General features: G+C 48.0%; 18 protein-coding genes. 2 read left to right on the top strand and 16 right to left on the bottom strand.

What is annotated here, in order from left to right; translation table 11 throughout:
* Nucleotides 1–146: 146 nt before the first annotated feature.
* The 7 genes from rpmE to AC1WMD_RS12630 form a co-directional block, all read right to left on the bottom strand.
* Entirely contained in the window at nucleotides 147–347 is a 201-nt protein-coding gene (rpmE, locus tag AC1WMD_RS12660; RefSeq protein ID WP_043906276.1) for a 50S ribosomal protein L31, read from the bottom strand.
* Between the two features lie 184 nt (nucleotides 348–531).
* Complete coding sequence (gene rho / locus AC1WMD_RS12655; protein ID WP_043906698.1) at nucleotides 532–1,806, bottom strand: transcription termination factor Rho; 1,275 nt, start codon at nucleotides 1,804–1,806, stop codon at nucleotides 532–534.
* 271 nt (nucleotides 1,807–2,077) lie between these two features.
* Nucleotides 2,078–3,040 carry a class II fructose-bisphosphatase gene (gene glpX / locus AC1WMD_RS12650; RefSeq protein ID WP_043906277.1) on the bottom strand — a complete coding sequence of 321 codons (963 nt, stop codon included), beginning with the start codon at nucleotides 3,038–3,040 and terminating at the stop codon, nucleotides 2,078–2,080.
* Between the two features lie 33 nt (nucleotides 3,041–3,073).
* Complete coding sequence (gene murA, locus AC1WMD_RS12645; RefSeq protein ID WP_494257468.1) at nucleotides 3,074–4,360, bottom strand: UDP-N-acetylglucosamine 1-carboxyvinyltransferase; 1,287 nt, start codon at nucleotides 4,358–4,360, stop codon at nucleotides 3,074–3,076.
* Between the two features lie 297 nt (nucleotides 4,361–4,657).
* Nucleotides 4,658–5,305 carry a fructose-6-phosphate aldolase gene (gene fsa / locus AC1WMD_RS12640; protein ID WP_494257467.1) on the bottom strand — a complete coding sequence of 216 codons (648 nt, stop codon included), beginning with the start codon at nucleotides 5,303–5,305 and terminating at the stop codon, nucleotides 4,658–4,660.
* 85 nt (nucleotides 5,306–5,390) lie between these two features.
* A complete protein-coding gene (locus AC1WMD_RS12635; RefSeq protein ID WP_494257466.1) occupies nucleotides 5,391–6,254 on the bottom strand; it encodes a class II fructose-bisphosphate aldolase in 864 nt (287 codons plus the stop codon).
* Between the two features lie 167 nt (nucleotides 6,255–6,421).
* A complete protein-coding gene (locus AC1WMD_RS12630; RefSeq protein WP_043906281.1) occupies nucleotides 6,422–6,784 on the bottom strand; it encodes a response regulator in 363 nt (120 codons plus the stop codon).
* A 149-nt stretch (nucleotides 6,785–6,933) separates the two neighbouring features.
* Between AC1WMD_RS12630 and AC1WMD_RS12625 the strand changes: the two genes are divergently transcribed.
* Nucleotides 6,934–7,467 (top strand): DUF2529 domain-containing protein, encoded by a 534-nt coding sequence (locus tag AC1WMD_RS12625; protein WP_494257465.1) that lies wholly within the window; start codon nucleotides 6,934–6,936, stop codon nucleotides 7,465–7,467.
* Nucleotides 7,468–7,520: 53 nt separating this feature from the next.
* On the opposite strand, the gene pyrG is transcribed toward AC1WMD_RS12625, so the two are convergent.
* The 9 genes from pyrG to AC1WMD_RS12580 all read right to left on the bottom strand — a co-directional run bounded on the left by pyrG (nucleotide 7,521) and on the right by AC1WMD_RS12580 (nucleotide 20,921).
* The gene (pyrG, locus tag AC1WMD_RS12620; protein ID WP_494257463.1) at nucleotides 7,521–9,116 is read right to left on the bottom strand and encodes a CTP synthase; all 1,596 of its coding nucleotides are present in this window, start codon (nucleotides 9,114–9,116) and stop codon (nucleotides 7,521–7,523) included.
* Between the two features lie 167 nt (nucleotides 9,117–9,283).
* The gene (rpoE, locus tag AC1WMD_RS12615; protein ID WP_043906284.1) at nucleotides 9,284–9,847 is read right to left on the bottom strand and encodes a DNA-directed RNA polymerase subunit delta; all 564 of its coding nucleotides are present in this window, start codon (nucleotides 9,845–9,847) and stop codon (nucleotides 9,284–9,286) included.
* A gap of 227 nt (nucleotides 9,848–10,074) precedes the next feature.
* Nucleotides 10,075–13,332 (bottom strand): fused isobutyryl-CoA mutase/GTPase IcmF, encoded by a 3,258-nt coding sequence (gene icmF, locus AC1WMD_RS12610; RefSeq protein WP_494257462.1) that lies wholly within the window; start codon nucleotides 13,330–13,332, stop codon nucleotides 10,075–10,077.
* Between the two features lie 18 nt (nucleotides 13,333–13,350).
* Complete coding sequence (locus AC1WMD_RS12605) at nucleotides 13,351–13,983, bottom strand: TetR/AcrR family transcriptional regulator (protein ID WP_494257461.1); 633 nt, start codon at nucleotides 13,981–13,983, stop codon at nucleotides 13,351–13,353.
* Nucleotides 13,984–14,010: 27 nt separating this feature from the next.
* Complete coding sequence (locus AC1WMD_RS12600; RefSeq protein ID WP_494257459.1) at nucleotides 14,011–15,150, bottom strand: acyl-CoA dehydrogenase; 1,140 nt, start codon at nucleotides 15,148–15,150, stop codon at nucleotides 14,011–14,013.
* Nucleotides 15,151–15,325: 175 nt separating this feature from the next.
* Nucleotides 15,326–16,468 carry an acyl-CoA dehydrogenase gene (locus AC1WMD_RS12595; protein WP_043906288.1) on the bottom strand — a complete coding sequence of 381 codons (1,143 nt, stop codon included), beginning with the start codon at nucleotides 16,466–16,468 and terminating at the stop codon, nucleotides 15,326–15,328.
* A 21-nt stretch (nucleotides 16,469–16,489) separates the two neighbouring features.
* Entirely contained in the window at nucleotides 16,490–17,341 is an 852-nt protein-coding gene (locus AC1WMD_RS12590) for a 3-hydroxybutyryl-CoA dehydrogenase (protein WP_043906289.1), read from the bottom strand.
* 120 nt (nucleotides 17,342–17,461) lie between these two features.
* Nucleotides 17,462–18,640 (bottom strand): acetyl-CoA C-acetyltransferase, encoded by a 1,179-nt coding sequence (mmgA, locus tag AC1WMD_RS12585; protein ID WP_494257457.1) that lies wholly within the window; start codon nucleotides 18,638–18,640, stop codon nucleotides 17,462–17,464.
* 181 nt (nucleotides 18,641–18,821) lie between these two features.
* Nucleotides 18,822–20,921, bottom strand: a complete 2,100-nt coding sequence (locus tag AC1WMD_RS12580) for a heterodisulfide reductase-related iron-sulfur binding cluster (RefSeq protein ID WP_494257456.1) — start codon at nucleotides 20,919–20,921, stop codon at nucleotides 18,822–18,824.
* A gap of 203 nt (nucleotides 20,922–21,124) precedes the next feature.
* Here AC1WMD_RS12580 and cls point away from each other — a divergent pair, with 203 nt between their 5' ends.
* Entirely contained in the window at nucleotides 21,125–22,312 is a 1,188-nt protein-coding gene (cls, locus tag AC1WMD_RS12575; RefSeq protein WP_043906292.1) for a cardiolipin synthase, read from the top strand.
* Nucleotides 22,313–22,345: the final 33 nt, after the last annotated feature.

Raw genomic sequence — 22,345 nt, 5'->3', positions numbered from 1 at the left:
CGTCTGCCGGCGTATGTATGTTTTATTGTACCTTGTTTTCACATAAAAAAACAGGCAAGTAGCAAGTCGCTTGCCTGTTTTTTTATTTTATTGCGCTAGGACGTGATGGCTTCTGCCGATGGGCAGGCGCCCTCCGCTTTTCTTTCTTATTTCAAGCCGTATTTTTTGTTGAATTTATCAACACGTCCTGCTGCAGAAACAAATTTTTGACGTCCTGTATAGAATGGATGGCATTCTGAGCAGATTTCTACACGCACTTCATCTTTTACAGAACCGCTTTCGAATTCGTTTCCGCACGCGCAGCGTACGATAACTTTTTTGTACTCTGGATGAATTCCTGGTTTCATTCTTTTCATCTCCTTCCGCCCTGTATCATTTCGAAACAGAGTTGATATATCAATTAAATGAATTGGCGTTTATCAAAACACACATGCTAACATTATAACAACTTTCCTGTTTCTTTGCAACTAGTGATTTACTCCAGCTTCTTCCTTCCTCATAAGAGCAGAAAGGAAAATCCAGCACTTTTATTTATATACGGGTGATTCCTCCATTTTTCCATTCTTCATCCAACATGGCAAAAAACTCTTCGTTGGATTGGGTGCGGCGGAGTTTATTTAAAAACCGCTCGATGAAATCAGGGGAATCGGACATCGTTTTGCGAATCGCCCATAGTTTTTCCAAATGTTCTTTCGGAATGAGCAGCTCTTCTTTGCGCGTGCCCGAACGACGGATATCGATGGCTGGGAAAATGCGGCGCTCTGCCAGCGAGCGATCGAGATGCAGCTCCATATTTCCTGTGCCTTTAAATTCTTCGTAAATGACGTCGTCCATGCGTGACCCCGTATCAATGAGCGCGGTCGCTAAAATCGTCAGGCTGCCGCCCTCTTCGATATTGCGGGCTGCCCCGAAAAACCGCTTCGGGCGATGGAACGCTGCCGGGTCAATTCCTCCTGACAGCGTGCGGCCGCTCGGCGGGATGACTAAGTTATAGGCGCGCGCCAGCCGCGTGATGCTGTCCATAAGAATGACGACATCGCGCTTATGCTCGACAAGGCGCATCGCGCGTTCTAGCACTAATTCAGCCACTTTAATATGGTTTTCCGGCACTTCATCAAATGTCGAACTGACGACATCGCCTTGCACGGACCGTTCAATATCGGTTACTTCTTCTGGCCGTTCGTCAATGAGGAGGACGATCAGCTCTACTTCTGGATGATTCGTGGTAATGCTGTTGGCGATTTCTTTTAACAGCATCGTTTTCCCTGCTTTTGGCGGAGCGACAATGAGCCCGCGCTGTCCGAATCCGACCGGGGCAATTAAATCGATGATTCTCGTGGAAAGCTTGTCCGGAGTCGTTTCCAACTTCATTTGCCGGTTTGGATATAGCGGCGTCAGCGCCGGAAAGTGGACGCGTTCTTTTGCGACTTCCGGATCTTCGCCGTTGACTGCCTCGACATGAAGCAATCCGAAATAACGCTCATTTTCTTTTGGCGGGCGCACTTTTCCCGATACTTTATCCCCATTGCGCAAGTCAAAACGGCGGATTTGTGACGCGGAAATATAAATGTCTTCCGAACTTGGGGAATAGTTGATAGGACGCAAAAAGCCAAATCCTTCTGATGGAATGATTTCCAGTACGCCTTCCATAAAAAATAATCCGTCTTGTTCCGCACGCGCTTTCAAAATAGCAAAAATAAGCTCTTTTTTTGTCAGTTTACTGTAATACGAAATTTTATATTGACGAGCGAGCTCATAAAGCTCTTTCAATTTCATGTTTTCTAATGTAGCAAGCGTTAACTCCATTTCGACACCACACTTTTGCAATTTTTCGTTTTCTCCCATATTTCACACCGAACGTTTCTTCATTTTACGAAATTCAAACGGATGGGATAAAAGGAAGATGATGAAGGCTAAAAAATTAAGGAAGTAGAATGGCAGAGCTTATTTTTATGCACATGCAGCATGACTATTTTACCCTTTTTGCCGTTTTTTAATCAATAGTTTTTTTATTACGCAATAAAGACAAACGGGGGAGGGGCGATAGATCGTCCTTTCTCCCCCGCTGACAGTGCGTTTACTTAATGACTAAGTTCGGCTTTTTCTTTAAGCTGTGCCGGCCTTCAATAAAGCGAACCGTTCCCGATTTAGCCCGCATGACAACGGAATGGGTGAGGCCGTATGCTCCTTTAAATTGCACACCGCGCAACAGCTCTCCGTCGGTTACACCAGTGGCGGCAAAAATCGCATCGTCCCCTTTAACTAAGTCTTCCATACGGAGCACTTTGTTGACGTCAATGCCCATTTTTTTGCATCGTTCCACTTCTGCGTCATTTTGTGGCAATAGCTTGCCTTGAATTTCGCCACCGAGGCATTTCAAGGCGACCGCCGCCAATACCCCTTCCGGTGCCCCGCCAGAACCGAATAAAATATCGACACCGGTATGGTCGAATGCCGTGTTAATGGCAGCGGCAACATCGCCGTCATTAATCAGCTTGATGCGTGCCCCTGCTTCGCGTAGCTCAGCGATGAGCCGCTCGTGGCGCGGACGATTTAATACGATGGCGACAACATCTTCAATGTCTTTATTTTTCGCTTTCGCCACCGCTTTTAAATTGTCGATGACCGGAGCTTCAATATCAATCATCCCTACTGCTTCCGGACCGACGGCAATTTTATTCATGTACATGTCAGGAGCATGCAGCAAATTGCCGTGATCCGCGACAGCGACGACGGCCAAGGCGTTCCATCCGCCGGATGCAACGATATTCGTGCCTTCGAGCGGATCAACAGCGACATCGACGCGCGGACCGTAACCGTTGCCAAGTTTTTCACCAATATACAGCATCGGCGCTTCGTCCATTTCTCCTTCTCCGATCACTACGGTTCCTTTCATCGGAATCGTATCAAACACATCGCGCATCGCCGATGTGGCGGCATCATCCGCTTCGTTCTTTTTGCCCCGCCCCATCCATCTAGCGGAAGCGAGGGCAGCTGCTTCGGTGACACGAACAAGCTCCATCGATAAACTTCTTTCCATGAAAACTTCTCCCCTTCCCTTTGTTGCCTGGATTTATGCGTTTTTGATCTGTTCGATTTCTTCGTCCGTCATTTTTTCCCGCCAAATTGTCGCCCCAATATTAGTCAACTTTTCGACAAGATTGCTGTAACCGCGGTCAATATGCTCGACTCCGGTAATTTCTGTAAGCCCTTCTGCCATCAAGCCGGCAATGACCAGCGCTGCGCCTGCGCGCAAATCGCTCGCTTTTACTTTTGCCCCTTGCAGTTGAACAGGACCGGTGATGATCGCCGAACGGCCTTCGACCTTGATGTTGGCATTCATGCGACGAAGCTCATCAACATGTTTAAAGCGGGCGCTATAAATCGTATCCGTAACAACGCTTGTGCCATGCGCTTTGCATAAAAGTGCGGTAAGCGGCTGCTGTAAATCAGTTGGAAAACCTGGATATACAAGCGTTTTCACATCGACGGCTTTTAATTCCGGCATACCTGCGATGAGAATTTGATCATCGCTTGTTTCTACACGAACACCCATTTCGCGCAATTTCGCGGTCAACGATTCGACGTGCTGCGGAATGACGTTATCGACGATTACTTCTTTTCCCATTGCCGCAGCGGCAATCATATACGTGCCGGCTTCAATGCGGTCAGGAATAATGGAATGGCGGCAGCCCGATAATTTTTCGACGCCATCGATGCGAATGACGTCCGTTCCGGCGCCTTTAATTTTGGCGCCCATATTGGAAAGCAATGTCGCCACATCAATAATTTCCGGCTCTTTTGCAGCGTTTTCAATAATCGTCCGACCTTTGGCGAGCACTGCCGCCAACATGATGTTGATCGTCGCACCAACGCTGACAACATCCAAAAAAATACGGGCGCCGCGCAATTCTTCGGCACGCAAATAGATTGCGCCTTGCTCGTTCGTTACTTTCGCCCCTAACGCCTCAAAGCCTTTAATATGCTGGTCAATCGGGCGCGGACCTAAATGGCAGCCGCCCGGCAAGCCGACAACCGCTTTTTTGAAGCGGCCGAGCATCGCTCCCATTAAATAATACGAGGCGCGTAATTTTTTTACTTTTCCATTTGGCAGCGGCATCGACACCATATTTGTCGGATCGATGACCGCCTCTTTGCCGTCAAAATGAAACGATCCGCCAATTTCTTCAATTAAGCTTCCTAAAATGCGCACATCAGAAATGTCCGGCAGTCCTTCGATCGTAACCGGTGAATCAGCGAGAATCGTCGCGGGAATCAAAGCGACGGCGCTGTTTTTCGCGCCGCTTACCTTAATGGTTCCTTGCAGCGGATCCCCGCCAATAATTTTGATTTTTTCCATTATAGTCTCCCTTCTTTGATGAGAAGTTGACTGCTATTTATGCTGATTGCCGTTCGCTATCCAAAAACGGCGATAAAATAAATATAGTAGGTTTCACTTGAAGACTGGACTTCTGATGGATTTTTCATATCATTTTTTGCTGAAGGCAAGTCAGCGACTTGCCTCCATCACGTTATGCGTCACTAGTGGCTTGCAGACAAATTGTCGGCAAGGCGGGCTGCTGTTCGGTTGCCGACAGCCGAAAATTCTTTGGATACAAGGCAGACGAAACATCAAGTTACAGTTATCGCTATCTGTTCACTGCTGTTTTTGCCGGTTCCAGTCAGCCAAAAATTTTTCAATCCCTTGATCTGTCAACGGATGGTTAAACAATTGCATCAATACCTTGTACGGAACCGTCGCGATATGTGCCCCTCTTAACGCTGCTTCTGTCACATGAAGCGGATGGCGAATCGATGCTGCGATAATTTCTGTGTCAATTCCGTGGATATTGAAAATGTCGGCGATCGTGGAAATCAGCTCGAAACCGTTATGACCGATATCGTCTAAACGGCCGAGAAACGGGGATACGTATGTTGCTCCAGCACGTGCTGCCAGCAGCGCTTGGTTGGCGGTGAACACTAGTGTCACGTTCGTCTTAATGCCTTTTTCGCTAAACACTTTTACCGCTTTTAGCCCTTCTGGCGTCATCGGCACTTTAATCGTAATGTTTGGCGCAATTTTCGCCAATTCTTCGCCTTCTTCAATCATTCCTTCCGCATCGGTGGAAATGACTTCCGCGCTTACCGATCCCGATACAATGGACGTAATTTCGCGAAGGCGGTCATGAAACGAAACGTTTTCTTTGGCAACAAGGCTCGGGTTGGTCGTCACTCCGGCTAAAATGCCAAGCTCATTCGCCTTTTTAATTTCTTCTAAATTGGCTGTATCGATAAAAAATTTCATGGCGATATCCTCCCTTATCCTTGATGGAGCAAGAAAGAGAAACCGCAGTGACGTCACCCGTCAAGCGGTTTTTCTTTTTTGCCGTTTATTGTACTGCTTTTCCAGAAGAACCAAATTCGCGAATTTTCCCAATGACCGTCGCTTTAATCGCGTCGCGGCCTGGACCGATAATTTTGCGCGGATCATATACTTTTTCGTCTTTCGCCAACAGTTCGCGGACGACTTTTGTAAACGCGATTTGGTTTTCCGTATTGACGTTAATTTTTGATGTGCCAAGGGAAATGGCGCGTTGAATTTGTTCGGTCGGGATGCCTGTACCGCCATGCAGCACGAGCGGAATGCCGGTTAAATCGCGAATTTGCTCCATTTCGGCGAATCCCAGCTTTGGCTCTCCTTTGTATGGACCGTGCACCGAACCTAAAGCAGGGGCTAAACAGTCAATGCCTGTCCGTTTGACTAATTCTTCACATTCTTTCGGATCCGCATAAATAATGCTCTCACCAATGACATCGTCTTCCTGTCCGCCGACTGTTCCTAGCTCCGCTTCTACCGATACGCCGCGCGCATGTGCGTATTCGACGACTTGCGAAGTGATTTTGACATTTTCTTCAAACGGATGATGGGAAGCGTCAATCATAACGGAAGTAAAACCGGCGTCAATAGCTTCCTTACATTTTTCAAAGCTGGAGCCATGATCGAGGTGGATCGCCACCGGAACAGTAATATTCATGTCTTCCATCAAACCTTTAACCATATTGACGACCGTTTTAAAACCGCTCATGTAACGTGCCGCACCTTCAGACACGCCAAGGATGACCGGCGATTTTTCTTCTTCCGCCGCCGCTAAAATCGCCTGTGTCCACTCCAAGTTGTTAATGTTAAATTGGCCGACAGCGTACTTTTCGCGCAACGCTTTGTTCAGCATTTCTGTCATTGATACTAAAGGCATTGCAAAATCCTCCTTATGCTCTAACGTCATCGCCTTTCCCAAACATAGCTATGCGTCATTCTAACGGGAATATGTACGAAAGGCGTAAAATTGTCCTACGTTATAAGCATACCAACTTACAAAGAAAACAGCAACATTGTCACTCTTTAGACAAACAACTGTACTTTTTATGACACTAAATGTTTCTTGACCGCCGCGCGCAAATCGTCAATATCAAACGGTTTGGCAAAATGCATAATCGCTCCTAATTCCTTTGTTTCCTGAATCATATCAAGCTCTCCGTAAGCGGTCATAATAATGACTTTAATATCGGAATCAATTTCTTTTAACCGCTTTAATATTTCAATGCCGTCCATGCCAGGTATTTTCATATCCAATAACACTAGATCAGGCCGGTGTTTGCGGACAATTTCGAGCGCCTGCATCCCGTTTGCCGCTTGGTATGTCGTATAGCCTTCCCGCTGAAACACTTCGTTTAATAAAATGCGGATTCCGTATTGGTCATCGACAATTAAAATTTTGTTACTCATTCTATTATGCACCTCAATTCATCGTTTTTTTCTTCCACGTTAATAGTTTCGCATTTCCCTACTATTTTCCTTCCGCTTTTTTCGCGATTTCGCCAAATTCCCATCCGTTTAATGTTTTTATATAATAGGCAACGAAGGGAGGAAAAACAGTGAAAATTTTCGCCACACAAATGATTGGCTTTTTGCAAAAGATTGCCGCGGAAGAAGAGCTGGCGCTCGAAGACGGAGCGCGTCTGCTCGCGCAGGCGGTGATCGGCGACGGGCGCATTTTGCTCCACGGCGTTGGAGAAATGGAGGCGGTCGTGATCGAGGCGCTTTACGGACCGGATCCGCTGCCAAAAGCAGCCCGCTTAATGGAAAACGGCCGCTTGCGCGATGACATTGATGAAACGGACCGCGTTTTATTGATTGCGCGATTTTCTAATGATAAAGACGCCATCAGTCTTGCCGAACGCTTAAAAGAACAAGGTCTTGAAATTGCCGCTATTTCCGCTGTTGTCAAAGACGAGCAACCGTCACTAGTTGACATTGTCGATGTCCATATCGACAGTAAACTGCTGAAGCCGATCGTGCCGAAGGAAGATGGCAGCCGCATCGGCATGCCGACGGTGATTGCCGCTTCGTTTGCCTACTATTGCCTGCTGCTTACGATGGACGACATTTTAGAAGAATATGAACAGTAAACAAACAGGACTATCTCGCCGTATGCAAGATAGTCCTGTTTCGCTTTGCGCCGTTATTGCTTTAGTGACGCTTTAACGAATTCGCGGAACAATGGCTGCGGTCTTGTCGGCCGTGATGTAAATTCCGGATGGAATTGGGCGGCGACAAACCATGGATGGTCTTTTAGCTCAATGATTTCAACAAGTCGGCCGTCCGGACTTGTACCCGAAAAGACAAAGCCGTGCTGTTCCATCATTTGCCGGTAATGATTGTTGAACTCATAACGGTGACGATGGCGTTCGTAAATCACTTCATCTTGATACGCTGCATAAGCAAGCGTTCCTTCTTGAAGCTTGCAAGGATATAAACCGAGACGCAGCGTACCGCCTAAATCTTCGATATCCTTTTGTTCTGGCAGCAAATCGATGATCGGATGTGGCGTATTCGGGTCAAATTCCGCGGAATGCGCCTCTTTTAGCCCGACGACATTGCGGGCAAATTCGATCGAAGCAAGCTGCATGCCGAGGCAAATGCCAAGGAACGGCACTTTTTGTTCGCGCGCGTAGCGGATCGCTTCAATTTTTCCTTCAATGCCGCGGTCGCCGAATCCGCCCGGCACGAGAATGCCGTCCGCATCGCCTAACAATTCGGCGACGTTTTCCTGATTGACATGTTCAGAGTTAATCCATTTAATCTCGATATCGGTGTCAAATACATAGCCGGCATGGCGCAGCGCTTCGACGACGGAAATGTATGCGTCTTGCAATTCGACATATTTTCCGACCAGCGCAATTTTCGTTGTCCGCGACAAATTGCGCACTTTTTCCACCAGCGCCTTCCATTCCGTCATGTCCGCTTCCTTGCAGTCGAGCTTCAAATGTTCGCAAACGATTTGGTCGAGTTTTTGCTCCTGAAGCATCAATGGAACCGCGTACAGGGTATCGGCGTCGCGCGCTTCAATGACCGCTTTCGGATCAATATCGCAAAATAGCGCGATTTTCTCTTTCATTTCTTGCGGCATTGGCATTTCCGTGCGGACGACGATGACGTTTGGCTGAATGCCGAGGCTGCGCAGTTCTTTGACACTATGCTGCGTCGGTTTTGTTTTCATTTCGCCAGCCGCTTTAATATACGGAACAAGCGTGCAATGAATGTACATGACGTTTTCGCGACCAATGTCGCTTTTTATTTGGCGGATCGCTTCTAAAAACGGCAACGACTCGATATCGCCGACCGTGCCGCCGATTTCCGTAATGACGACATCAGCGTTCGTTTCGCGGCCGGCACGGAAGACCCGTTCTTTAATTTCGTTCGTGATGTGCGGAATGACTTGCACCGTCCCGCCCAAGTAGTCGCCGCGGCGCTCTTTTCTGATCACAGCAGAATAAATTTTTCCAGTCGTGACATTGCTGTATTTGTTTAAATTAATATCGATAAAACGTTCGTAGTGCCCTAAATCTAGGTCCGTTTCCGCGCCGTCGTCCGTCACAAACACCTCACCGTGCTGATACGGACTCATCGTTCCCGGGTCGACGTTAATATACGGGTCAAACTTCTGGATTGTGACATTTAATCCGCGGTTTTTTAACAACCGGCCTAACGATGCCGCGGTAATCCCTTTTCCTAACGAGGATACGACACCGCCAGTCACAAAAATATATTTTGTCATCTTGTCTTCCCCCTTGAGCAAATTACATGTAACAGTTTCAGTGTGTGCCAATGACACAAATAAAAAACGCTCCGCTTACAAGTATGTAAGGGAGCGGTATAGTTTTTCCTGTTTTTAAGAGCCCAAATAAAATTCTATCTAGTTCTATTGGTAAAGTCAAGAGAATATTATTCTTCTTCTTCAGGGTCATCGATCTCGAGCTCTTCGTCTAGCTCATCATCTTCTAAGTCAAACTCGTCATTGTCAAGAATCTCATCGTCAAATGCAACATCATCGTCGAGATCGAATTCGTCGTCCTCAAGAAGCTCATCTTCATCCAAATCGAGATCGTCCTCGTCATATTCATCGAGATCATCGTAATCGATATCTTCTTCATCAAGAAGATCATCGTAATCATCATACTCATCATCAAGCGCTTTTTTCTTCTTCTTCGGCTTCGACACCATGACCGTTTCGTCTTCCGTTTGATCAAACGGATACCAAGCACGCAGCCCCCAGAGATTTTCCCCGACACAAATAAAACGGCCGTCAATATTTAAATCTGTATAATACTGAGCAAGCCGCTGTTTCACTTCCTGCTCCGATAAACCAACTAGCGCAGCAACTTCGTCTACAAGCTGTTGGAACGACAACGCTTCCCTTTTTTCTAATAAAATGAGACTAGCCAGTTCCACAAATGCCATTTCCTGCAATTCCTCTTGAGAGTATTGCTGCAGAATCAAATTCAGCACTCCCCTTCTATGTAATAAACTAACGAATGAATGCGAGTTGAATACATACCATTCATTATAAACAAATTCTCGCTGTTTATGCTAGATATTTGCAGAAAAAAATGCACATTTTCGGCTTGGATGTTTTATAGGGCTACGGATCATTGCCCTCACGTACATTTTCCGCGGCCGGTTCTCGTTTTCTGGCACGAAAAAAGGAAATCGGCAAGCGATTTCCTTTTTTCGCATTACATGTTGCGGCGGTATTGCCCGCCCACTTCATAAAGGGCGCGCGTAATTTGTCCGAGGCTGGCAACTTTTACTGTTTCCATTAACTCTTCAAAAATATTGCCGCCGCTTACCGCTACCTGTTTAAGGCGCTCTAGCGCCGCCTCTACCTTATCTTTATTTCTCTCTTGGAATTCACGCAAGTTTTTAATTTGCAATTCTTTTTCTTCATATGTTGCGCGCGCGAGTTGTATATTGTTCAACTCCTCTTCCGATGGCGGATTCGGATTGAGGAACGTATTGACGCCGATGATCGGAAGTTCGCCGCTATGTTTTTTCATTTCGTAATACATCGATTCTTCTTGAATTTTTCCGCGCTGATACTGCATTTCCATCGCGCCGAGCACGCCGCCGCGGTCGTTGATACGCTCAAATTCCCGTAATACTGCTTCTTCGACTAAATCGGTCAGCTCCTCGATAATGAATGAACCTTGGAGCGGATTTTCGTTTTTCGCCAAGCCAAACTCTTTCGTGATGATGAGCTGGATCGCCATCGCGCGACGGACCGACTCCTCGGTCGGTGTGGTGATCGCTTCGTCATAGGCGTTTGTATGGAGCGAGTTACAGTTATCGTAAATCGCTATTAACGCCTGCAGCGTCGTGCGGATATCGTTAAAATCGATTTCTTGCGCGTGGAGCGAACGTCCGGATGTTTGGATATGGTATTTTAATTTTTGGCTTCGTTCATTTGCTCCGTATTTTTCGCGCATGACGATCGCCCAAATGCGGCGCGCCACACGGCCGATCACCGAATATTCCGGATCTAGACCGTTGCTGAAGAAGAAGGAAAGGTTTGGCGCGAAATCATCGATTTTCATGCCGCGGCTTAAATAATATTCGACGTACGTAAAGCCGTTGGCGAGCGTAAACGCGAGCTGGGTAATCGGATTGGCGCCCGCTTCGGCGATATGATAGCCGGAGATCGATACGGAATAATAGTTGCGAACTTTATGTTTAATAAAATATTCTTGAATGTCGCCCATCATTTTCAAAGCGAAATCGGTCGAGAAAATACACGTATTTTGCCCTTGGTCTTCTTTTAAAATATCGGCCTGGACCGTGCCACGCACCGTTTGCAGCGTGTATGCTTTTACTTCTTCGTATTCTTCTTTCGTCAGCGGACGTCCCAGCTCTTTTTCCCGCTTTTCGACTTGCTGGTCGATCGCCGTGTTCATAAACATCGCTAAAATAATCGGCGCCGGACCGTTGATCGTCATCGATACCGATGTCAGCGGGTCGCACAAGTCAAAGCCTTTATACAGCTTTTTCATATCATCGAGCGTACAGACGCTGACTCCGCTTTCGCCAACTTTGCCGAAAATGTCTGGGCGGTAGTCCGGGTCTTGGCCATACAGTGTAACGGAATCGAACGCGGTGCTTAACCGCTTTGCTTTATCTTCTTTGCAGAGGTAATGGAAGCGGCGATTCGTCCGCTCTGGTGTGCCTTCACCGGCAAACTGCCGTTTCGGATCTTCGCCTTGCCGCTTAAACGGAAAGACGCCGGCTGTATATGGGAACGAGCCTGGGACGTTTTCTTTGTACACCCAACGCAAAATTTCACCGTAATCTTTAAATTTCGGCAGCACCACTTTCGGAATATCAAGCCCAGACAAGCTTTTTGTCGTTAAGTCAGTGACAATTTCCTTATCGCGCACTTTTATCACAAACTGTTTCCCTGCATATTTCACTTTCAAATCTTCCCACGAGGCAAGGATTCGTTTCGATTCCGGCGTGAGTTCGTTTTCGTAATGCTGCTTGAGCGTCTCGAGCGCCGCGATCACTTCTTCGCTTTCGCCGCGTTCTTTTGCCGCTTCGATCGCCCCTTCAATTTGGAAAAGACGGCGCGCGATTTCGGACTGTTGTTCGACGCGCTTATGATAGTTGCGGACCGTTTCCGTAATTTCCCGCAAGTAATGGCGCCGCTCACTTGGAATGATGACGTTATGCTTTTCGACGTTCGCTACCGTTTTCAAGTCCGTTTTCCAGTTCGTTCCCGCTTTTTGATTGATCAGGTCAACTAGTGCGACAAACAGCGTGTTTGTTCCCGGATCGTTAAATTGGCTGGCGATCGTGCCGTAGACCGGCATTTCCGAAAGGTCTTTATCAAATAGCTGGTGGCTGCGCTGATATTGTTTTTGCACTTGACGTTTCGCGTCTTCCGACCCTTCGCGTTCAAATTTGTTGATGACGATTAAATCGGCGTAGTCAATCATATCGATTTTCTCGAGCTGCGTCGGCGCGCCGAACTCGCTCGTCATCACATACATCGAGATATCGCATACTTCCGTAATCGCCGCATCGCCTTGGCCGATTCCGCTCGTTTCGACGATAATTAAATCAAAGCCCGCCGCTTTGACGACAGAAATGGCATCGCGAATCGCAAGCGATAGCTCCGAGCGGGAATTGCGCGTCGCCAGGCTGCGCATATAGACGCGCGGCGAGTTAATCGCATTCATGCGGATACGGTCGCCAAGCAGGGCGCCACCCGTTTTTTGTTTCGTCGGATCAATCGATAAAATCGCGATTTTGATATCCGGAATTTCGTTTAAGAAACGGCGCACTAACTCATCGGTCAGCGAGCTTTTCCCCGCTCCGCCCGTGCCGGTAATGCCGAGAACCGGCACCGCTTTGGTCATCTCTTTCACTTTTTCTAGCGCCGCCTCCGCTGCTGCCGCTGCTTCGCTCGAAGCATCGACGCGGCTTTCGCATAACGTGATTAACCGCGCAACCGCTTGAACATCTCCATTTGGCAGCCGTTCTAATTCGTCGGTAATTTCGGTAACGGTCGGAAAATCGCATTCTTCGAGCATAATGTTAATCATGCCTTGCAGCCCGAAACGGCGGCCGTCTTCCGGTGAAAAGATGCGGGCGATGCCGTATTCATGCAGTTCCTTGATTTCGCGTGGAATAATGACGCCACCTCCGCCGCCGTAAATGCGGATATGGGAAGCGCCGCGCTCTTGCAACAGGTCGTACATATATTTGAAAAATTCCATATGCCCGCCTTGATAAGAAGAGACAGCAATTCCTTGCACATCCTCCTGGATCGCGGCATTGACAATTTCATCAACGGAACGGTTGTGCCCTAAATGAATGACTTCCGCGCCGCTTGCCTGCAAAATGCGGCGCATGATGTTAATCGACGCGTCGTGGCCATCAAATAAGCTTGATGCCGTCACAAAGCGAACGTGATGTTTCGGACGATAAATATGTGCCATCCTTTCCTCCCCCTCTAATCATGATGACCGTTTCTCCATAATTCCCCTTAATAAGAGCTCGGTTTGCAATTCAATATATTCATCAAGCGTACACATTTTTTTCAGCGCCCAGCGGCGAAACGCCCACATTTGTCCCAGCACGAAAATGTCATGAGCGAACAGTTTGATTTCTTCCTCCGTCAGCTGAAATACACCGTTGTCGACGCATGTCTGCAAAATGTTTTCAAACATGCCGACCATTTGGATTTCCTTGTTGAGCACGTATATCAACGATTCTTTGCTGAGCGATTTCACTTCCTGATACATAACGAGCACTTCATCTTGCAAATCGTCGATGACTTTGAAATAGCGGGCGATCGCTAGCTTAAAGCTTTCGATCGTGCCGTGGTGGGTGCCGATATCTTTTTCCATCCGTTCGCGCACTTCATCATAAATGCGGTCGCAAACGAGATAGAGGATGTCTTCTTTTTTACGAATGTATTCATAGAGCGTGCCGATGCTAAATCCCGACGCTTTGGCGATTTCCCTTGTTGTCGTCTGGTGAAATCCTTTTTGTTTAAACAGGGAAATCGCTCCTTTAATCATTTGGTTGCGGCGTTTTTTAACAAGTTTTTCATCTTTGACGGATGCGATCACTTCCCGTTTTTTCATCTTGACCACCTGTAATGACGCGGATGCTTATTTTGTAAGCATCCGCGAAATAACAAGACGTTGGATTTCTTGCGTCCCTTCGTAAATTTGCGTAATTTTCGCATCGCGCATAAACCGTTCAACCGGATAGTCTTTCGTATAGCCGTAGCCGCCGAAAATTTGTACAGCATCGACCGTTACTTTCATCGCCGTATCGCCGGCAAACAGTTTCGCCATCGCCGATGCTTTGCCGTACGGCAGGCCGTTGGATTCGAGCCATGCCGCTTGATACGTCAGCAGGCGCGCCGCTTCAATCGCCGTTGCCATGTCGGCCAATTTAAAGGACACGCCTTGTTGCTCGGCGATCGGCTTGCCGAATTGCACCCGTTGTTTGGCGTATTCAACCGCTGCGTCTAACGCTCCTTGGGCGATGCCGACCGCTTGCGCCGCAATGCCGTTGCGGCCGCCGTCAAGCGTCATCATCGCGATTTTAAAGCCTTCCCCTTCTTGTCCGAGAAGATTTTCTTTCGGAATGCGGCAGTCTTCAAAAATAAGCTCGGTTGTCGGCGAGGAACGAATGCCGAGCTTTTTCTCTTTTTTGCCGATCGAAAATCCCGGCGTACCTTTTTCAACAATAAACGCGCTGATGCCTTTATGGCGTTTTTCCGGATCGGTAACGGCAAAGACGACGTAAATTTCCGCTTCACCGCCGTTAGTGATCCATACTTTTGAACCGTTTAATACATAGTAATCGCCGTCGCGCACCGCTCTCGTTTTCATCGAGGAGACGTCCGACCCGGCGCCCGGCTCAGAAAGGCCGTACGCGCCAAGCTTTTCCCCTGTCGCGAGGGCGCGCAAGTATTTTTGCTTTTGTTCTTCCGTGCCGAATTTGTAGATCGGCCAGCTCGCAAGGGAAATATGTGCCGATAGCGTAACTCCAGTAGAAGCGCATACTTTTGACAATTCTTCCACCGCAATGACATATGCTAAATAGTCGCTGCCGATGCCGCCGTACTCTTCCGGCCACGGAATTCCGGTAAGGCCTAATTCCGCCATTTTATTAAAAATTTCTCGGTCAAACCGTTCTTCTTCATCCCGTTCCGCTGCTGTCGGCGCCACTTCGTTTTCGGCAAACTCGCGTACCATTTTTCGTATCATTTCATGTTCTTCGCTTAATTGAAAATTCATAATCCCGATCCCCCATTTGTATATGCTGATGGTTAGCAATTGTCTGCTAGCCTGCGTTCCGCCGCGCTGCGCGGCAAGAACGGCCCGAGGCTATCGATTGCCCGCAATTTTTCTCCGTTTTTGGCATGTGTATCACCCGTGCAGGTGGCAAAGCGGTTCGAACCGCTTGTTTTCCTTACTCTTTCGTCAAGTATTTGCTAATGACCAAACGTTGAATTTCGCTTGTTCCTTCATAAATTTCGCAAATTTTCGCATCGCGGAAAAGCCGCTCAACCGGATAATCTTTCGTATAGCCGTTGCCTCCGAAAATTTGCACCGCTTCGATCGCGTTTTCCATCGCCGTTCTTGAGGCAAACAATTTCGCCATCGAAGCCTCTTTTCCGCATGGCAAGCCTTGCGCCCGCAAAAATGCCGCGCGATAGACAAGCAGTTTTGCCGCTTCGACCGCTGTCGCCATATCAGCGAGCTTAAAAGCAACGCCTTGCTGTTCGGCGATCGGCTTGCCAAACTGGATGCGTTCTTTCGCATAAGCGGTCGCATGTTCTAGCGCCGCTTCGGCAATGCCAAGCGATTGCGCGGCGATGCCAATGCGTCCGACATCGAGGTTCGCCATCGCGATTTTAAAGCCTTGCCCTTCTTCGCCAAGCAAGTTTTCTGCCGGCACTTTCGCGTCTTCGAGAGTAATTTGTACCGTCCGTGAACCGTGCAGCCCCATTTTTTTCTCGTCTTTGCCGATGATAAATCCCGGCGTATCTTTTTCGACGATAAAGGCGGAAATGCCGCGGCTGCCTTTTTCATTTGGATCCGTGCGGGCAAAGACGATGTACGTATCCGCCTCGCCGCCGTTGGTGATGAAAATTTTCGAACCGTTTAAAATGTAATGGTCGCCCTGGCGGACCGCTTTCGTTTTTAAACTTTTCGCGTCCGAGCCGGCGCTCGGTTCGGTGAGGCAAAACGCCCCTAGGTACTCGCCGCTGGCCAGCTTCGGCACATATTTTTTCTTTTGCTCCTCCGTTCCGAAGTATAAAATCGGATTGGTGCCGACTGACGTATGCACCGATAAAATGACGCCGACTGTGGCGCTGACTTTGGAAATTTCATGGATGGCGATAATGTAGGAAACAAAGTCCATACCCGCGCCGCCGTACTCTTCCGGAACGGTAATGCCCATCAGCCCTAACTCGGCCATTTTGTTTAAAATCGGGCGCGGAAACTCGCCTTGCTCCATGCGTTCCACAAACGGCGCGATTTCCGTTTGCGCGAATTCTTGTACCATTTTCCGCATCATTTCTTGCTCTTCAGTAAAGTGTAAATTCATGTATGCCACCTTCTTTGCTGATTATTCGTATGTGTAAAATCCTCTTCCTGTCTTACGGCCGAGCCAGCCGGCTTTCACGTATTTGCGCAATAACGGGCATGGGCGGTATTTATCATCGCCAAACCCTTCATGAAGCGTTTCCATAATGTACAAGCACGTGTCTAGCCCGATAAAATCAGCTAATGTTAATGGACCCATCGGATGGTTCATGCCAAGCTTCATTACTTCATCAATCGCTTCTTTCGTCGCAACACCTTCATACAACGCATAAATCGCTTCATTAATCATCGGCATCAAGACACGGTTGGAGATAAAGCCTGGGAAGTCGTTGACTTCAACGGGAACTTTATTGAGCTTGCGCGTAATCGCTTCAATCGTCTCATACACCTCATCCGCTGTCGCCAGCCCGCGGATAATTTCGACTAACTTCATGACCGGAACCGGATTCATAAAGTGCATGCCGATTACTTTTTCTGGACGTTTTGTCGCCGCCGCGATTTCCGTAATTGGCAGCGAAGACGTGTTTGTTGCCAAAATCGTATGCGGCGGAGCGATTTGATCGAGCTCGGCAAACAATTTTGTTTTCACATCCATGTTTTCGACGACCGCTTCAATGACTAAATCAGCTTTCGCCGCGTTTTGTAAATCGGTGGAAGGAGTGAGGCGCTCCAATGTCGCCGCTTTTTCCTCTTCCGTCATTTTCCCTTTTTCTACTTGACGGGATAATAATTTTTCAATATTGGTAAGCCCTTTATCGATTTGCGCCTGACTGATGTCATGCAGGAAAACATCATATCCCGCCATCGCGCATACTTGAGCAATACCCGAGCCCATTTGCCCGGCACCGATAACCATAATCGTTTTTACATCCATAGTTTCCACATCCCCTGTCTTTCGTTGTTTCAAAATCAAGTACAATGATTTATCTGACGGAAATAGCGCGCCGCCTCGGCTTTTCTTGATTGTCCAACTCCGGCGGCGCCCTACGCTTTTCTATACTTGTACCATAATGGCGTCGCCTTGGCCGCCGCCGCTGCAAATCGCGGCAATGCCGATGCCGCCGCCACGGCGTTTCAATTCGTGGATCAGGGTAATGATAATACGCGCGCCGCTGGCGCCGATCGGATGGCCTAATGCGACCGCGCCGCCGTTGACGTTCACTTTTTCCGGATCGATGTCTGCGATTTGGATGCTCGCAAGCGCTACAGCAGCAAACGCTTCGTTAATTTCAAATAAATCGATGTCATGGACTGTTTTTCCGGTTTTGCGCAGCAATTCGTTAATGACAAGCCCCGGCGTTTTCGGAAAATCTTTTGCCTCTACGGCAATCGCCGTATGCGCCAAAATCGTCGCAAGCGGTTGAATTCCTTCGCGGGCAGCGCGCTCTTCGCTCATCAGGACAAGCGCGGCGGCTCCATCATTGACGCCTGGTGCGTTTCCGGCTGTCACCGTTCCTTGCGGATCAAAAACTGGTGGAAGTTTGGCCAGCTTTTCGAGCGACGTATCTTTTCTTGGCGACTCATCGTGCTCGACAAGTATTGGTTCGCCTTTTCGCTGCGGTACTGCGACCGGTACGATTTCTTCGGCTAATAATCCCGCTTCCATCGCAGCGATGGCTCGCTGATGGCTGCGGTACGCCCATTTGTCTTGTTCCTCGCGGGAAATGCCTAATTCTTTCGCCGTTTCACCGCCGTAAATACCCATGTGCACACCGGTGAAACTACATGTTAATCCGTCATAAACCATTAAATCTTTGACAGCGCCGTCGCCCATCCGCAGGCCCCAGCGCGCTTTCGGCAATATATAAGGCGCGTTGCTCATCGATTCCATACCGCCGGCGACAACTACTCCCGCTTCGCCGAGGCGGATGATTTGATCGCCAAGCGTTACCGCCCGCATGCCGGAAGCACATACTTTATTAATCGTTTCCGTGCGCACTTCCCACGGAATTCCGGCATGGCGCATCGCTTGGCGGGATGGCAGCTGCCCTTGTCCGCCTTGCAGGACGGTCCCTAAAATGACTTGATCGACTTGTTCTCCGCTAATGTTGGCGCGCGCCAGCGCTTCTTTCACTGCAATGCCGCCAAGTTCGGCAGCCGTAAGCGACTGCAAGGCGCCGCCAAATTTGCCAAACGGTGTCCGTACACCGCTTACAATCACTGTTTTTCCCATGAAACCTCTCCCCCTCTGTGATCTTCCACCTTAACAAGAAAGCGATTACAACAATACAGACTGAACGCTCGCTCGATAAAGGTGGTAAAGAGAAGGTGTACACGAACGCACACCCTCTCTATCTATTATACTAATTATTTTAAAAAATAGGAATTATATATTCAATTTTTTTAAGAGATTTTTAAGAGACAGCTTCTTTCTCTTCGCCAAAGACCGATTTCGCCAGCAATTCTGCCACATCGTAAGTCGAAACTTTGTCCTCGACTTCTTTTGCTTTTGTGCCGTCCGTGAGCATCGTCAAGCAGTACGGACAGCCAGCGCTGATGACCGTTGGGTTGACGGCAAGCGCCTGTTCGGTGCGGGCTACGTTGATGCGGTTGCCTGTCGTTTCTTCCATCCACATCAAGCCACCGCCGGCGCCGCAACACATGCCGCGCTCGCGGTTGCGTTCCATTTCGACGACCTCGACGCCCGGAATCGCCTGCAAAATTTTGCGCGGCGCGTCATACACGTCGTTGTAGCGTCCTAAATAACAGGAATCATGGAACGTCACTCGTTCTTTTACTTCATATTTCGGTACCAATCGGCCTTCGTCAATCAGCTTCGCGAGCAGTTCGGTATGATGGTATACTTCCGCTTCAAAGCCGAAATCCGGATATTCGTTTTTAAACGTGTTGTACGCGTGCGGGTCGATCGTCACAATCTTTTTCACACCCGCTTTTTCAAATTCCGCGATATTGTTGGCCGCGAGTTCCTGGAATAAAAACTCGTTTCCTAAGCGGCGCGGCGTATCGCCCGAGTTTTTCTCTTTATTTCCTAAAATCGCAAACTTCACTCCTGCTTCATTTAACAATTTCGCAAATGCCAAGGCGATTTTTTGGCTGCGGTTGTCAAACGAGCCCATTGAGCCAACCCAGAATAAATATTCAAACTCCTCACCAGCTTTGTTCATTTCTTTGACGGTCGGAACTTGCACATCATCGCGAAGCTCGCGCCAGTTTTCTCTCTCTTTGCGGTTGAGTCCCCATGGGTTTCCTTGGCGTTCAATGTTGGTCATCGCCCGCTGCGCATCCGGGTTCATTCTTCCTTCCGTCAGCACAAGATAGCGGCGCAAGTCAATAATTTTATCGACATGCTCGTTCATGACCGGACATTGGTCTTCACAGTTGCGGCATGTCGTACAGGCCCAAATTTCCTCTTCGGTAATGACGTCGCCGATCAAACTTGGCATCTCCAGCGCTGCTGCTTGCTCTTGTGCGCCTTGCGCAGCAAACGCTAATTGGTTGCCTCTCGTGTTTTTAAAGGCAAACGTCGGCACCCACGGAGCGCGGGACGTAACAGCCGCCCCTTTCTCGGTCAGGTGGTCGCGCAGTTTTAAAATCAAATCCATTGGCGACAGCATTTTCCCGGTTCCAGTAGCCGGACACATGCTCGTGCATCGTCCGCACTCCACACAAGCATATAAATCGATAAGCTGTTTTTGTGTAAAGTCTTCAATTTTTCCGACGCCAAACGATTCCTGCGTTTCATCTTCAAAGTCGATTTTCGATAATTTCGGCCGCGACAAACGGCTGAAAAACACGTTAATCGGCGCGGCAATCAAGTGAGCGTGCTTCGACTGCGGTACGTATACTAAGAAAGTAAGCAAAATCAACAAATGAATCCACCAAGCGATAAAGAACAAGACAGCAGCTCCGGTTTCGCCAACCCAGCCGAACGCGCCGGCGATGAATGACGCGACTGGTTCGCTCCACATTGCTTCTTCCCCATGCCAAATCATGGCCATGCCGTTGCCAAACAAAACGGAAAGCATTAACCCGCCGATAAAGATGAGCACTAAACCAGCTTTAAAATCCCGTTTTAAACGAACGAGCTTTTCAATATAACGACGGTAAAACGCAGCCAATACGGCAATCAAAATAAGCAAGGTTACAATTTCCTGGAAAAATGTGAACCCTGGATAAAGCGGGCCTAGCGGCAGATGTGCCCCAGGAACGAGACCTTTGATGATAAAGTCAATCGCTCCAAATTGCACAAGAATAAAGCCGTAGAAAAAGATGACGTGAATGATACCGCTTTTTTTGTCTTTCAGCAGCTTTTTCTGGCCAAAAACATTGACCCAGATTTTTTGCAGACGCTCTTTTACTTTTTCATCAAACTCGACTTTTTTGCCGAGCTTAATATATATCGCCCGCGTTTTCACCACGTAGGCAAACAAGTAGACAGCGTAAGCGGTTACAAGCAAAAACGCAAGAAAGTTGATCACTAATAGAGAATTCATGCCTCTCTCCCCTTCCCCCTTTAAATCGATAAGATGCCAATCAAAAAATATTGACAACAAAATAAATTTTCAGAATTATGACCTTGCATCTATTTTACATAATGAATGAGCATTCAGTCAACAATGTTTTTACAAACTGTCCTAGTATTTTTTGCATGCGCTGGGTACATTAATAATTAGCGATGTAATCAGGAGGGGAAGAAATGATTGTATTTTTCGTTATTGTTATTATATTAGCGCTAATATTTCTTGATGACAAGCTCGGAACGTTCATTTTCCAACATAAAAACAAAAAAATCGTCTATCCGCGGCGCCATAGCGGTATTTCTTTTTTTATCAACGGAACGCATCTTTTTTCCGATTATTTTGCGGAGATTCGCCAGGCGAAACACCATATTCACATTTTGTTTTACATCATTAAAGATGATGAGACGAGCGAACCGTTTTTTCAATTGCTAAAACAAAAAGCAAAGGAAGGGGTTCGCGTCCGCCTTCTCGTCGATTGGGTCGGAAGCTTCGGCTTGCCAAAAGCACTGATTCGTTCATTAAAAGCGAGCGGCATCGAATTCGCCTACACACATAAACCGCGCTTTCCGTTTTTCTTCTACTGGTTAAATCGGCGCAACCATCGAAAAATTACCGTGATCGACGGAAAAATCGGGTATATCGGCGGCTTTAATATCGGCAGGGAATATGTTGGAAAAGATCCAAATTTCGGGGAATGGCGTGATTACCATTTAAAAATTACCGGCGAAGGGGTTCATGATTTGCAAACGCAGTTTTTGCGCGACTGGGAAGAGGCAACGAAAACTACCTTTGCCAAAGACGAATATTTTCCTCCTCTTCAAGCAGGCGCAATCACCCATCAACTGATCGCGGTGAACGGTCATGGGCTCGAACAGCAATTTATTGATGTCATCGGCCGTGCCAAAAAAGAAATTATCATCGGCAGCCCCTATTTCATTCCTAGCCGCCCGGTGATGAATGCACTGTTAGACGCACTTCGACGCGGCGTCAACGTGACGGTTCTCGTCCCGCTAAAGGCGGATCACTTATTGGTCAAAGAGGCTGCCTATCCTTATTTTTACCGCCTGTTAAAAGCCGGAGCGCGTATTTATCGCTTTTATCAAGGGTTTTATCATGCGAAAACGATCGTAGTTGATGAGGAGTGCTGTGACATCGGCACCGCCAATTTTGACAAACGAAGCCTGTTTTTTAATAGCGAGATCAATTGTTATATATATGACCGCGATTTTGTTCAGAAAGTAAAAAAAGCGATCACACACGATTTAGCCCGCTCGGAACCGCTGACGCTTGATTTTTGGAAAAAACGCACGGTATGGGAGCGCGGCAAAGAATCGATAGCGACGCTTCTCTCTGCTTGGCTGTAACAGCCATGCCGCGGGGGTCTCCCCTTAGCATGG

The organism is Parageobacillus sp. NEAU-HV-2, assembly GCF_059115485.1.
Note: the sequence above shows the minus strand (reverse complement) of the source record. Positions and strands in the feature narration are given on the sequence as shown.